Origin of the sequence: Gluconacetobacter diazotrophicus PA1 5, assembly GCF_000067045.1 — a bacterium.
GTDB classification, from domain to species: Bacteria; Pseudomonadota; Alphaproteobacteria; order Acetobacterales; family Acetobacteraceae; genus Gluconacetobacter; species Gluconacetobacter diazotrophicus.
The window spans coordinates 3,904,162-3,916,859 of sequence record NC_010125.1; the positions used below are offsets into that span (position 1 = coordinate 3,904,162).

Sequence of the window (12,698 nt, forward strand, 5' to 3'; positions counted from 1 at the left end):
GCGGGGGCCTTGTGCCCCCGCCCGTTTTGTTTGTTCGGGGCGGTTGGCATGTGGGTCGGCGGCAGTCCCTGCTCGGCTTCGGCAGGGCACGGTCCATCGGGCCGTTGCAGAAAAGACACGGTGTTGCCGGATGTCGATGGTCTGTCGGGCTGCATTTCCGGTTGTGTGCAGTATTTTCTTCGGAACGATATGAATACGATCATAAATGTTCATTTATAGTCCGAAGGTAATTGCTTAAAATTATGAATAATGAACAAAATGGTTTGACATATTGCGAAAATTAATTGGCTGTGCGAGTTATTTATAATTAATAAATGATTATTAAATAATAATTATTAAAAATATTCAGAATTATATTTCAATGTAATAAAATTGTAGCATTTCTGACCAAGAACCTTCTTTGGATTAAAATCAGTCAATTTCCTACTTGGGGCCGTCCACTTCTTTTATGGGAAAGAAAACCGGTGCCCGTCTTCAAACCAAAGAAGAGCATTCTCCTTTTGACCAGTGCCTTGGTCTGGGCTCAGTGCCTTCCCGGCAAGTCCGCACATGCCGAGACGTCGATCGACGTCATGGAGAAGCAGATCCGGCTTCTTCAGGTCCAACTGAAGGAGATGAAGTCCCAGCAGGCCCAGCATGCGCGCGAAGTGCAGGAAGCGCGTGATGCTGCCCGCCAGGCACGTATCGAAGCTGAAAGCAATCCATACGCCATGCGGCGCGAGTATGTCGGCGGCGCGCAGGGGCTGGCCACGCCGCGTTATGTCGGCGGTGCGCAGGGGCAGGCCACGTATGTCAGCGGTGTGCAGGGGCTGAGCGCGTCGCAGTCGCCGGCTCCCCAGATCAACAACACGCCCTATGGGCAGATCACCGGCATGCCCGTGGCTCGTTCCTCGTCCCAAGCACCGCTCCGCAAAGGGCAGTTCGCAATCGGTGGCGTGACGATCACCCTCGGTGGCTTCTTCGAAATGGCGGGCATCTTCCGTTCACGCAACGAAGCTTCGGATATCAGCTCGAACTTCGCGACGATTCCCTGGCTGAACTCGCCGAACGCCCATATGAACGAATACCATCAGACCGAACGTCAGAGCCGCCTTTCGGTTCTGGTGCAGGGCGACCTGAACAGCCATCTGCATGCGTCGGGCTATTCCGAAGTGGATTTCCAGGGCTCCGGCACGGCGTCCAACTCGCGTCAATCCAACTCTTAGAGCCCGATCCGAAAGTTCTTCAACCGTGACAATGCCTTGCTGTCCGTCGTGTGAGCATTCGGATCGAGGCGATCAATGTCCATGCGGTTGAGGAAGCAATGGATTGTTCCCAGTCTTTGGCGAGCCGCCTGCACCGTCCCAGCCATGCGAATGTCCGTTCAACCACCCAGCGGCGCGGCAGGATCTGAAAGCCCTTCGCCGTATCGGACCGCCTGATGATTTCAAGGGTCCATTTTCCCATGGAGGCGAGCGCGGATCGCAATTTGTCGCCAGCATAGCCGCCATCAGCGAAGATGTGGCGCAGCCAGGGAAAGCGCCTGCGTATCGCTGCCAGGACATCAACAGCCCCATCACGGTCCTGGATGTCGGCGGCATGAACGAGGAGAAAGATCAGGAAGCCGCAGGTATCCGTCACAATATGGCGCTTGCGGCCCTTGACCTTCTTCCCCGCGTCATAGCCCGAAAGCCCGCCACTTTCCGTGGTTTTCACCGACTGGCTGTCAATCACGCCCGCGCTCGGAGAGGCTTCACGCCCCTCGATCTCGCGCAGGCTCATGACCAGCACCGTATTCATGACTTCGAACACTCCGGCACCACGCCAGGCGTAAAAATAGCGCCTGACGGTCGAGACCGGCGGAAAGCATTTCGGCAGCAGGCGCCACGCACACCCGGCCGAGGCTATGTAGAGCATCGCGTTGACCACCTCGCGCATATCCGTAGTGCGGGGGCGACCGCCCCGTTTCGCCGGGGGTACAAATGGCATGATCAAAGCCCACTCCCCGTCCGTCATATCCGATGGATATCGCAACCCTTCCCGGCTATGTTCACGTCGGGCAATACCAGTCCATGTCACCATTCACTCCATCTCTTCGCAAAGACGGATGAATCACAACAGGCTGGTATTGTTCAAAAACTTTCGGATCGGGCTCTTACGTTCTGCGTGCACGCGTAGTGTATGGCGAACTGCAGGATACGGAGAACGACTGGTACGTAGCGGGCGGCCAGATGTGGTCGCTGGCGACCATGTTCAAGCATGGCATGGACGAGCGTAACGAGAACATCCCGCTTGTGATCGACGCGCAGTACCTTCCGGGCTTTACCTGGACGCGTAATACCGGCGTCCGTGCCGTCAAGGGTTTCAATCACGGCGAGTACCATATCGGTCTGTCGCTGGAAAACCCGCAGTCGGTCTGGGGGGGAACCAACTACGCGCCGCCGGGTTCGACCGTTACGGTCAATACGGCCGGCGGTCAGGTCAACAACGCGACCACCACCTATTCGGATGACGTGGCGCCCGACATCATCCTCAAGGGCGCGGCCGATCCGAAGTTCGGTCACTTCGAAGCCCTGGGCATGATGCGCTTCCTGCACGATCGCGTCAGCTATCTGGGTCATGGCCAGAGCCATGTCGTCGTGGCCGGCGGCGGCGGCGGTGCGATGCTGATCCCGATCATCAAGCACAAGCTGGACTTCCAGGCGTCCGGCCTGGTCGGAAACGGCATCGGCCGATACGGCACCAGCAATCTGGCCGACGCCACGACCAATCGCTTCGGCGCGCCGGTCGCCCTGCCGGAAGCGCAGGTTCTGGCCGGCCTGGTCGGTCATCCGATCAAGTCGATGGATGTCTATGCCTATGGCGGCATGGAAGACATTCTGGGCGGCCGTTCGTTCAATGTCGGCAACAAGGCCTACGGCTACGGCAATCCGGCCCTGATCGCTACGGGCTGCCAGACGGAAATGGCCTCGAACTGCACGGCTACGAACATCAAGCGCGTGACCCAGGGCACGGTCGGCTTCTGGTGGCGCTACCTGCATGGCGATTACGGCACCATGCAGTTCGGCATGCAGTATTCCTACACCAACGTCCGTGCCTTCGCGGGTGTCGGCGGAACGGCGCATACCGACGACAACATGGTCTTCCTGTCGATGCGCTATATGCCTTTCCAATAAGGCATCGCCCGGTTGTCCCGGCCGGTCCCATGGGACCAGCTGGATATTGGAGAAGCGGCGCTTCCGGTCGATTCCGGGGGCGCCGCTTTTGCGTTGGGGGGGAGCCGCATTGGGTACCCTGTGAAATGTTTTGTGAATGTCCTGATATTATATGAAAATATGATATTATTTCTGTAGTTGTTCGAAATCACTGCAACCGGTCTTCGGCATCATGCTGCATTTCGCACCTTATTCGCTGTTTTCGATCCTCGCGCTGCTCGCCTGCTTCCTGCTGGTCTGCGTGTTCGAATTCGTCAACGGATTCCATGACACCGCCAATGCGGTGGCGACGGTCATCTATACCAATTCGCTGAAGCCCCGGACGGCGGTGGTCTGGTCGGGGCTGATGAACTTCGTCGGCGTCGTACTGAGCGGCATCAGCGTCGCCTACGGCCTGGTGGAACTGCTGCCGGCCGACGTGCTGTCGCCGCCCAATGGCGACCCGGCGGTGCCGATGCTGATCTCGCTGTTCGGCACCGCGCTGGCGTGGAACCTGTTCACCTGGTGGTTCGGTATTCCCAATTCCAGTTCCCATTGCGTGATCGGCGCCCTGATCGGGATCGCGGTCGGCGACGCGCTGCTGCATACGCGCGACCTGGGCAATTCGGTGGACTGGTCGCAGATCTGGAAGATCCTGCGGGCGCTGGCGATTTCGCCGCTGCTGGGGCTGGTGGGGGCGGGGGCGCTGTATTTCGCGCTGAAGCATCTGGTGCGCGACCCGGCGCTGTACCAGCCGCCGCAGGGTGACGCGCCGCCGCGCGGCTGGGTCAAGGGGCTGCTGATCCTGACCTGCACCGGCGTCAGCTTCTCGCACGGCAGCAATGACGGGCAGAAGAGCATCGGGCTGATCATGCTGACGATTATCGGCCTGCTGCCCGCGACCTTCGCGCTGAATCCCGCAACCGCACCCGATATCGCGCACATTGCCGAACGCGCCGCGATCGCGGCACCGCTGCTGGATGCCTACGACCATGACGGGCTGCGGGCCGAGGCGCTGGCATCCGCCGCGCGCCTGTCGCACACCCAGGCCGACCATGTGGTGGCGTCGCAACTGCGTGCCGACCTGTACGAGGTCGTGGCCGGGCTGAAGGCGGTTTCGGCCAGCAGGGCCGCCAGCGGTGCCGACCGCGCGGTCGCGGCCCGCATCGGGCGGGAACTGCGTCCCACGGTGGAATATGCGCCCTGGTGGGTGCGGCTGCTCAGCGCGCTGTGCCTGGGGATCGGCACCATGGTCGGCTATCGCCGGATCGTTCACACGCTGGGCGAGAAGATCGGCAATACCCACCTGACGCCCGCGCAGGGCGCGTCGGCGGAACTGGTCGGCGCCGGGCTGATCGCCACCGCGGGCTATACCGGCCTGCCGGTCAGCACCACCCACATCATCACCGCCGGCATCGCCGGCACCATGCTGGGATCGGGATCGGGCATCAATCGCGGCATGCTGATGAAGATCGCCCTGGCCTGGATCTGCACCCTGCCGGTCACGATCGCGGTCGCGGCCAGCCTGTTCTACGTCCTGGGAGGGTAAGTCTGTCCGCAAACGCGCGCTGGTGGCGATCCGGCGTGCGGTTCCGGCTGGCTGGGATTACAGGGTGGAGCGGTGCCGGCTTGCCAGCTTCTCCCGTGCTTCTTCAAGGTCGTAGGCCACCTGGAGGTTCATCCAGAATTCGGCGGATGTACCAAACCGTTCCGCCAGCAGGATGGCCGTATCCGCCGTCACGCTCCGCCGCCCCCGCACGATATCGCTCAGGCGGTTGGCCGGCACGCCGATTTCCGCCGCCAGGGCGCGGGCGGACAGGCCGAACGGGAGCATGAATTCCTCCCGCAGCACGTCGCCCGCCGATACGTTGTGAAGTTCGGTCATGTCCGACCTCCTGGCCTTAGTGATAATCGATGATTTCGACATCATAGGCGTCGCCGTCACGCCATACGAAGCAAATCCGGAACTGGTCGTTGATGCGGATCGAGTATTGCCCCTGCCGGTCGCCAGCCAGTGCCTCAAGGCGGTTTGCCGGCGGGACCCGCAGATCGTCGAGGACGGTCGCCGCTGCCAGCATGCGCAGTTTCGGTCGTGCCGCATTGGCGATCTGCGCCTGAAAGCCTTTTGGCAGCTTCCCGGTAAAAACCTGTTCCGCTCGCTTGTCGGCAAAGGTTCGAATCATATGCGGTACGTATTGCATATCAAGTGGTGAGTCAAGGACGGGGCCTTCTGCCGCCCATGCGGGCTGGGTCCGGCGCGGTTTCGGATATGATCAGAGCCTGTTTGGAAAGTCGCTGAAGTGTGATTCAAGCTCTGGATGTGGACGCCAGAGCAGAGAGGCCGCATGGCCAGGATTACCCGCAAGACGAAGCGTTATCCGTCTGATATGACGGAGGAGGAATGGGCGCGCATCGCGCCACTGATGCCCGAGCCGGGACGCACGGGGCGTCCGCGCGAGATCGAATTCCGCGAGGTGATCAACGCGGTTCGTTACCTGGTTCGATCCGGCTGCGGCTGGCGAATGCTGCCGATCCATTTCGGGCATTGGCGTACGGTCTATGGTTGGTTCAGGGAATTGGCCCGGCGGTTCCTGTTCCAGACCATTCATGATGTGGAACTGATGCTTGACCGGGAGCGCTCGGGCCGTGAAGCCAGCCCTTCGGCCGGAGTGATCGACAGCCAGAGCATCAAGGCGCCGCACGCGAAAACAAGAGGTTACGACGCTGGAAAGAAGATTGTCGGGCGCAAGCGGCATATCGCCGTGGATACGGACGGACGCCTGCTGATGGTCAACCTGACGCCGGCGGACATCTCCGACAGCGCCGGAGCGCAGATGATCCTGGACGCGATCCGCAAGCGCTGGCCGTGGGTCAAGCATCTATTCGCGGACGGTGCCTATGACCGGCTCCAGTTGATGGACAAGGCTGCCTACCTGGACTTCGTCGTCGAGGTGATCCGTCGCAGGGACGGAGCGAAAGGCTTTGAGGTTCTCCCCCGGCGCTGGGTCGTGGAGCGAACCTTCGGATGGATGACCCGATGGCGACGCCTCGTGCGCGATTACGAGCGTCGCATCGATGTCTCACAGGCCATGATCTTCGTCGCCATGGGCGCCAATCTCACCCGAAGAAACGCTCATCCATGACTTTCCAAACAGGCTCTCAGTAGCGCAGCATCTGGCTGAGGAATTCGCGGGCGCGGTCGGTTCGGGGCTGGGTGAAGAAGGTTTCGGGCGGGGCGTCTTCCAGGATGCGGCCGCGATCCATGAACAGGATGCGGTCGGCGATGCGGCGGGCGAAGCCCATGTCGTGGGTCACGCACAGGGTGGTGATGGCGTCGGCGGCCAGTCCGTCGATGATGTCGACCACGCCGGACACCGCTTCCGGGTCCAGCGCTGCCGTCGGTTCGTCGAACAGCATCACCGAGGGCTGCATGCACAGCGCGCGGGCGATGGCCACGCGCTGCTGCTGGCCGCCGGAGAGCTGGATCGGATATTTGCCGGCCTGGTCGGCGATGTTCACGCGATGCAGGAAATTCATCGCCAGGTCCTCGGCCTCGGCGCGGGCGATCTTCTTCACCACGCGGGGCGAGAGGGTGCAGTTTTCGAGCACGCTGAGATGCGGGAACAGGTTGTAGTTCTGGAACACCAGCCCGACCATGCAGCGCAGGCGCGTCAGTTCGATCGTCTGGTCGACGCGGGTGCCGTCGATGACGATCGTGCCGGCATCGTGGGGTTCGATGCGGTTGAAGCAGCGGACCAGCGTCGATTTGCCCGAACCGGACGGGCCCAGGATCGCGATCTTCTCGCCCCGCGCGACCGTCAGGGAGACGTTGTGCAGGACCTGGAAGCCGCCATAGGATTTCTGGAGGTTCTGGACCGTGATCATCGGCGGTCGGCCCCCAGGCGATCGGCCCAGGCGAAGCGGCGTTCGATGCGGCGCTGGAGCCCGAGGAAGAAGAATACGATCAGCAGGTAATAGACCAGCGCCGCCGCGTAATATTCGGTGAAGGCGAAGGTGCGCGCCACGTTGATCTGCGTCACCGCCAGCAATTCCTGCAGCGAGATCACCGAGGCGAGCGACGTCGTCTTGATCAGGCTGATGAATTCGTTGATCGTCGGCGGCAGGGCGATGCGCAGCGCCTGGGGAAAGATGACGTGGCGGTACACCTGCATCCGCGTCATGCCCAGCGCGTCGCCGGCCAGGGCCTGCCCGGGATCGATGGCCTGCAGCGCCGCGCGGTTGATTTCGACCTGGTACGCGGCCTCGTTGATCGACAGCGAGATCCAGGCCGCCAGGAAGGGGGTGAACCAGGCCTCGCGGAAGACGGGAAGGAACTGCGGCAGCGCGTTCCACACGAACAGCAGTTGCAGCAGGGTCGGCGCGGCGCGGAACAGCGCGACATAGGCGCGCACGCCGGATTTCAGCAGCCCGTCGCGGCCGTTCAGCACCAGCGCCATCGGGATGGCGATCACGATCGCCGTCATGTGCGACAGCACCGCCATGACCAGCGTGACCCCCGCCCCGCGCAGGAAGGCGGGCGAGGCGAGGGCCGAGAGGAAGACGCGCGCGTCGAAGCCGCCGGCCGGGCCGTCCGCGCCCTGGACCGCGGCGGCGGCGGCCGGCGTGATCTGCCAGCGTTGCCGGATCTGCGCCATCTGCCCGCTGTCGCGCAGCGCGGTGACGGCGTCCTGCAACCGGGCGCGGTCCTGCGCGTCCTTGCGCATGTAGATCGCGAAATCGCGGTATTCCGGGTAGTCGGGCTGGACGATCACCGCGACCTTGCCGTGCAGCTGGGCCTGGCGGAAATACAGTTCGACATCCTGGCTGACGAAGGCGAAGGCGCGGCCGATCAGCACCTGCTGCACGACCTCGTCCTCGGTCGGGTATTGCTGGATGATGATGGGCGGGCGGCCGGCGGCGGCCAGGGCGGTATTTTCCTGGGCGACGCGCGCCGCGTAGCTGGTGCCCGACTGCACCGCCAGCACCTTGCCCGACAGGGCGGCCATCGAGGCCACGCGGGCGGTGCCGGCGCGCGCCACCACCACCAGCGCGGTGGGCTGGTAGGGCACGGCGTCGAACCGGGCCTCGCGCGCCTGCTGGCGCAGCACGCCGCTGATGACGATGCCGCAGCGCCCGGCGGCCAGGCTGGGGAACAGGCCCACGAAATCCATCGACACGAAGGTGACGGGCACGTGCCAGTACGCGCCCAGCGCACGGCCGACATCGATATCCTCGCCCACCATGTCGCCGCCCGCGGCGCCGCCCATGAAGCTCATGGGCGGCAGGGTGGGGTTGGTGCAGACGGTCAGCGTGCCGTCGGCGGCGAAGGCGGGGCGGGGCGGGGTCTGCGCCCGGGCCGGCGGGGCGACCGGGCCGAATGCCGCGCCCAGCCCGGCCAGCAGCAGGACCAGGAATCCGGCCAGCAGCCTGGCCATCGGGGGGCGGGGTGAAGCGGGGCGGGGTGGTTCGCCATGCCGGCTGCCGGGCAAACGGGGCATCCTTCGTCTGTGGGGGTATGCTGCATATCACGCCATTCCCCGGCTTGCTGTCGTGATCGCTGAACTTCACTTTGGGCGAATCATGTTTAATCTGCAACGAGGGCGGGCGAAGCCTCGAACCGTGCCCCCATCCTCCCTGTTGCCATTCACCGGAGTTCCATCATGGATACCATCCAGGCCGCCGAGCAGGCGTTGCGCGAGGATCTGGCCGCCGCCTATCGCCTGCTGGCCATCTTCGACATGACCGACATGGTCTATACCCACCTGTCGGTGCGCCTGCCGGGGCCGGACCATCGGTTCCTGGTCAACCCGTACGGCTATCTGTTCGAGGAAATCACCGCCAGTTCGCTGGTGGTGGTCGATGCCGACGGCCTGCCGACGCAGCCGACGTCCCAGCCGGTCAACCCGGCGGGGTTCGTGATCCATTCCGCCGTCCATCGCAGCCGGGCCGACGCCGCCTGCGTCATGCACACCCACACGCTGGCCGGCATGGCGGTCGCGGCGCAGCAGGAGGGCATCCTGCCGCTGAACCAGATCAGCATGGAATTCCACGAGGACGTGGCCTTCCACGCCTACGAGGGCATCGCGGCCGACGACAATCTGGGCGAGCGCGAGCGGCTGGTCCGCGACCTGGGGACGCGCAATGCGATGATCCTGCAGAATCACGGCCTGCTGACGGTCGGGCGCACCGTGGCCGAGACGTTCTATCGCATCTATTACCTGGAGCAGGCGTGCCGCATCCAGATCGCCGCGCAATCGACCGGCGTTCCGCTGCATGTGCCCTCGGCCGAGCGGATCGCACGGGCCCAGGCGCAGTTCGCCGCCGAGGAAGACAAGGGGGAACTGGTCTGGCGGGCGTTGCGCCGCAAGCTGGACCGCGAACAGCCGGATTACGTGGAATAGGAGCCGGTCAGGTCCCGGGCGCCAGGATATGGACGAAACGGGCCGCGCCGTCGGGCGGCGGGGCGGCCCGTGACGGAGTGGCTGGTGAGGGAGTAGCCGGGACAGGGTCGGCCGGCGCCTCGGCCCGGATTTGCGGGGCGTCGTCGCCGAACAGGGTCAGGATGGCGCGGGTCTGGCGCAGGCCGGCCGTGTCCGCGATGCGGTAATGGACCTGCCGCGCGGCGCGGCGGGTCGTGACCAGGCCGGACCGGCGCAGTTCGGCCAGTTGCTGGCTGAGTGCCGGCTGGCCGATACCGGTGCGGGTTTCGATCTCGCCCACCGTGTGTTCGCCGGCCAGCAGCAGCGACAGGATCATCAGCCGCTGGGGCTGGGCCAGCGGGCGCAGCCGGTCGGCCAGCCGTTCGGCCGCCGGGCGCGTCAGCGGGCGGGCGGTCATGCCTGCGGGTCCGGCGTGATGCGGCAGAACCAGGACGGACCGGCGGCGGCCATGTCGTCCGCCGTGGCGATGGTGGGCAGGACGATGTCCGCGCCGGGTTCCCAGCCTTCCGGCGTCAGGACGTCGCCCACCGCCGCGCGCTGCAGGGCGGCGACCAGCCGCAGCATTTCGGCCACCGACCGGCCGGTGGACACCGGATAGCTGGTGGTGGCGCGCACGATGCCCGCCGGGTCGATGAAATAGGTCGCGCGCACCGTGGCGCTGTCGCGGGCGGCGGCATCCAGCATGCCGTAGGCACGGCCGACCGCCATCGTCGGGTCCTCGATCACCGGGAAGGGGATGGTGACGCCGAAGCGGGCGCGGATGGCGTCGATCCAGGCCAGGTGGGCGTGCAGGCTGTCCACCGACAGGCCCAGCAGCGCGCAGTCCAGCGCCGCGAAGCGGTCCGCCGCGCGGGCCAGGGCCACGAATTCGCTGGTGCAGACCGGCGTGAATCGGCCAGGGTGCGAGAACAGGACCAGCAACCGCCCGCGATAGTCGCTGAGCCGGACCGGGCCCTGGCTGGTGCGGGCCTGGAAATCGGGCGCGGCATCGCCGATCCGCACGATGGAGGGGCCCCCCAAGGAAGGACTCCCAATGGACAGGGCAGGCGATGGCGTGTCGGACATGAGGCGGCTCTTGCATCCCGTGCGGCTTGACGCAATACCAAACATGAAATACACAAATTATGAAAGTGCGAAAGTGAACCGCGCCCGACACGCCGCAGGCCGATGCCGGGGAGAACCGGAAAGGGCACGACCATGACCACCGATCCCACATCCGCCGCTTCCGCCATTCCCCCGGGCGATCCGGCGCGGGAGGCGGCGGCGCGGCAGGTTGCCGCCTGGTCGGGCCGGCCGGGGGCGCCCGTGGTGCGCAGCTTCTTCGACCCCGCGACCTTCACCGCCACCCATGTGGTGCACGACCCCGCGACGCGGCAGGCCGCGGTCGTCGACAGCGTGCTGGATTACGATCCGGCATCCGGCCGGACCGGGCATGACTCGGCGGCGGCGGTGCTGGCCTATCTGCGGGCCGAGGGGCTGGAGGTGGCGTGGCAACTGGAAACCCACGTGCATGCCGACCATCTGTCGGCCGCGCCGTGGCTGCAGGGCCAGGTCGGGGGCGCGCTGGGCATCGGGGCGGAGATCGTCCGGGTGCAGGCGGTATTCGGCAAGATCTTCAATGCCGGGACGGCGTTCGCCCGCGACGGGTCGCAGTTCGACCGCCTGTTCACCGATGGCGACACGTTCCGCCTGGGACAGATCGACGCGATCGCGCTGCATGTGCCCGGCCATACCCCGGCCGACATGGCGTTCGTGATCGGGGATGCGGCCTTTATCGGCGATACGCTGTTCATGCCGGATTTCGGGACGGCGCGGGCCGATTTCCCGGGCGGGGACGCGCGGACGCTGTACCGGTCCACCCGGCGGCTGCTGTCGCTGCCCGACGCCACGCGGCTGTTCCTGTGCCATGATTACGGGGGGCCGGAGCGGCCGGACTTCGCGTGGGAAACCACGGTCGGGGCCGAACGGACGGGCAATATCCACGTCCATGACGGCGTGGACGAGGATTCGTTCGTGGCCATGCGCACCGCGCGCGACGCGACGCTGGACCTGCCGCGGCTGATCATGCCGTCGGTGCAGGTGAACATGCGCGGCGGCCGCCTGCCGGAGCCGGAATCCAACGGTACCCGCTATATCAAGATCCCGCTGGACACGCTGTAGGGCGGCGCCGATGAATCCTGTCCAGGCGGGGCTTGGGGTGGCCTCGGGCGTGCTGGTCGGGTTCACGCTGGGGCTGGTCGGCGGGGGCGGGTCGATCCTGGCCGTGCCGCTGATGGTCTATCTGGTCGGGCTGCGCGACGCGCATGTCGCCATCGGCACCAGCGCCGCCGCGGTGGCGGTGAACGCGCTGGCGGGGCTGGCCAGCCACGCGCGGGCGCATACCGTCCGCTGGCGCTGTGCCGCCGTTTTCGCCGCCGCCGGGGTGCTGGGCGCGCTGCTGGGCGCGCATGCCGGCAAGATCGTGGGCGGGCAGCGCCTGCTGCTGGCCTTCGCGGTGCTGATGGTGGGGGTCGGCGTGCTGATGCTGCGCGGCCGGGACGGGGCGGGCGACCCGGACGCCACCTGCACCCGCGACAATGCCGGGCGGATCGCGGGGACCGGGCTGGCCACCGGGCTGCTGTCCGGCTTCTTCGGCATCGGGGGCGGATTCCTGATCGTGCCCGGCCTGATGGCCTCGACCGGCATGCCGATCCTGAACGCGGTGGGCACGTCGCTGGTCGCGGTGGCGGTGTTCGGGTTCAGCACCACCGCCAGCTATGCCCTGTCGGGCCTGGTGGACTGGCCGCTGGCGGGCCTGTTCGTGGCCGGCGGGGTGGCGGGCAGCCTGGGGGGCACCCGGGCGGCGCGGCGGCTGGCCGGGTCGCGGGGCGCGCTGGCGCGGGTTTTCGCCTGCGTTATCTTCGTGGTCGCCTTCTATATGATCTGGCGGGGCTGGTATTCCATCGTCGCGGGCGTCGGTAACGAAAATACACCAAAACGTCTTTGACGGGACGCGGGAAGCCCGCGCAGTATCGTGGAAGCCGGGGTCGACGCTATTCGGGATCTCGGGCCGGTTTCCGGTGATATTCAATATGGAGCGTGCCTC

Annotated in this window: 14 protein-coding genes; 7 read left to right on the forward strand and 7 right to left on the reverse strand. The window is 65.3% G+C overall.

Annotation, left to right across the window (positions count from 1 at the left end):
* Positions 1-464 precede the first annotated feature (464 nt).
* Positions 465-1,205: a hypothetical protein gene (locus GDI_RS18045; RefSeq protein ID WP_012228620.1), complete on the forward strand. Its 741-nt coding sequence runs from the start codon at positions 465-467 to the stop codon at positions 1,203-1,205.
* Positions 1,206-1,224: 19 nt separating this feature from the next.
* Here the strand turns inward: GDI_RS18045 and GDI_RS18050 are convergent, their stop codons facing one another.
* Positions 1,225-2,061 (reverse strand): IS5-like element ISGdi1 family transposase, encoded by an 837-nt coding sequence (locus GDI_RS18050; protein WP_012222260.1) that lies wholly within the window; start codon positions 2,059-2,061, stop codon positions 1,225-1,227.
* A 95-nt stretch (positions 2,062-2,156) separates the two neighbouring features.
* Between GDI_RS18050 and GDI_RS18055 the strand changes: the two genes are divergently transcribed.
* A complete protein-coding gene (locus GDI_RS18055) occupies positions 2,157-3,155 on the forward strand; it encodes a hypothetical protein (protein ID WP_012228621.1) in 999 nt (332 codons plus the stop codon).
* A 211-nt stretch (positions 3,156-3,366) separates the two neighbouring features.
* Entirely contained in the window at positions 3,367-4,722 is a 1,356-nt protein-coding gene (locus GDI_RS18060) for an inorganic phosphate transporter (RefSeq protein WP_012228622.1), read from the forward strand.
* Between the two features lie 57 nt (positions 4,723-4,779).
* Here the strand turns inward: GDI_RS18060 and GDI_RS18065 are convergent, their stop codons facing one another.
* Both GDI_RS18065 and GDI_RS18070 read right to left on the reverse strand, forming a co-directional pair.
* Positions 4,780-5,058 (reverse strand): HigA family addiction module antitoxin, encoded by a 279-nt coding sequence (locus GDI_RS18065; RefSeq protein ID WP_012228623.1) that lies wholly within the window; start codon positions 5,056-5,058, stop codon positions 4,780-4,782.
* Between the two features lie 16 nt (positions 5,059-5,074).
* Complete coding sequence (locus GDI_RS18070) at positions 5,075-5,356, reverse strand: type II toxin-antitoxin system RelE/ParE family toxin (protein WP_012228624.1); 282 nt, start codon at positions 5,354-5,356, stop codon at positions 5,075-5,077.
* Positions 5,357-5,491: 135 nt separating this feature from the next.
* On the opposite strand from GDI_RS18070, the gene GDI_RS18075 reads away from it, so the two are divergent.
* On the forward strand, positions 5,492-6,316 hold the full coding sequence (locus tag GDI_RS18075; RefSeq protein WP_012553437.1) for an IS5-like element ISGdi2 family transposase: 825 nt from the start codon (positions 5,492-5,494) through the stop codon (positions 6,314-6,316).
* A 16-nt stretch (positions 6,317-6,332) separates the two neighbouring features.
* Here GDI_RS18075 and GDI_RS18080 read toward each other — a convergent pair whose 3' ends face one another.
* Both GDI_RS18080 and GDI_RS18085 read right to left on the reverse strand, forming a co-directional pair.
* On the reverse strand, positions 6,333-7,058 hold the full coding sequence (locus GDI_RS18080) for an amino acid ABC transporter ATP-binding protein (protein ID WP_012228625.1): 726 nt from the start codon (positions 7,056-7,058) through the stop codon (positions 6,333-6,335).
* Positions 7,055-8,671 (reverse strand): ABC transporter substrate-binding protein/permease, encoded by a 1,617-nt coding sequence (locus tag GDI_RS18085; RefSeq protein ID WP_012228626.1) that lies wholly within the window; start codon positions 8,669-8,671, stop codon positions 7,055-7,057. Before GDI_RS18085 ends, GDI_RS18080 begins: the two co-directional genes overlap by 4 nt.
* A gap of 162 nt (positions 8,672-8,833) precedes the next feature.
* Here GDI_RS18085 and GDI_RS18090 point away from each other — a divergent pair, with 162 nt between their 5' ends.
* A complete protein-coding gene (locus tag GDI_RS18090) occupies positions 8,834-9,574 on the forward strand; it encodes a class II aldolase/adducin family protein (RefSeq protein WP_012228627.1) in 741 nt (246 codons plus the stop codon).
* A 7-nt stretch (positions 9,575-9,581) separates the two neighbouring features.
* Here GDI_RS18090 and GDI_RS18095 read toward each other — a convergent pair whose 3' ends face one another.
* Both GDI_RS18095 and GDI_RS18100 read right to left on the reverse strand, forming a co-directional pair.
* Positions 9,582-10,010 (reverse strand): ArsR/SmtB family transcription factor, encoded by a 429-nt coding sequence (locus GDI_RS18095; RefSeq protein ID WP_012228628.1) that lies wholly within the window; start codon positions 10,008-10,010, stop codon positions 9,582-9,584.
* Complete coding sequence (locus GDI_RS18100) at positions 10,007-10,678, reverse strand: peroxiredoxin (protein ID WP_041249598.1); 672 nt, start codon at positions 10,676-10,678, stop codon at positions 10,007-10,009. The genes GDI_RS18095 and GDI_RS18100 overlap by 4 nt, the downstream gene beginning before the upstream one ends.
* A 132-nt stretch (positions 10,679-10,810) precedes the next feature.
* On the opposite strand from GDI_RS18100, the gene GDI_RS18105 reads away from it, so the two are divergent.
* Both GDI_RS18105 and GDI_RS18110 read left to right on the forward strand, forming a co-directional pair.
* Positions 10,811-11,773 carry an MBL fold metallo-hydrolase gene (locus tag GDI_RS18105; RefSeq protein ID WP_012228630.1) on the forward strand — a complete coding sequence of 321 codons (963 nt, stop codon included), beginning with the start codon at positions 10,811-10,813 and terminating at the stop codon, positions 11,771-11,773.
* Positions 11,774-11,783: 10 nt separating this feature from the next.
* Positions 11,784-12,599, forward strand: coding sequence for a sulfite exporter TauE/SafE family protein (locus tag GDI_RS18110; RefSeq protein ID WP_012228631.1), 816 nt, complete (start codon positions 11,784-11,786; stop codon positions 12,597-12,599).
* The last annotated feature ends 99 nt before the right edge of the window (positions 12,600-12,698 follow it).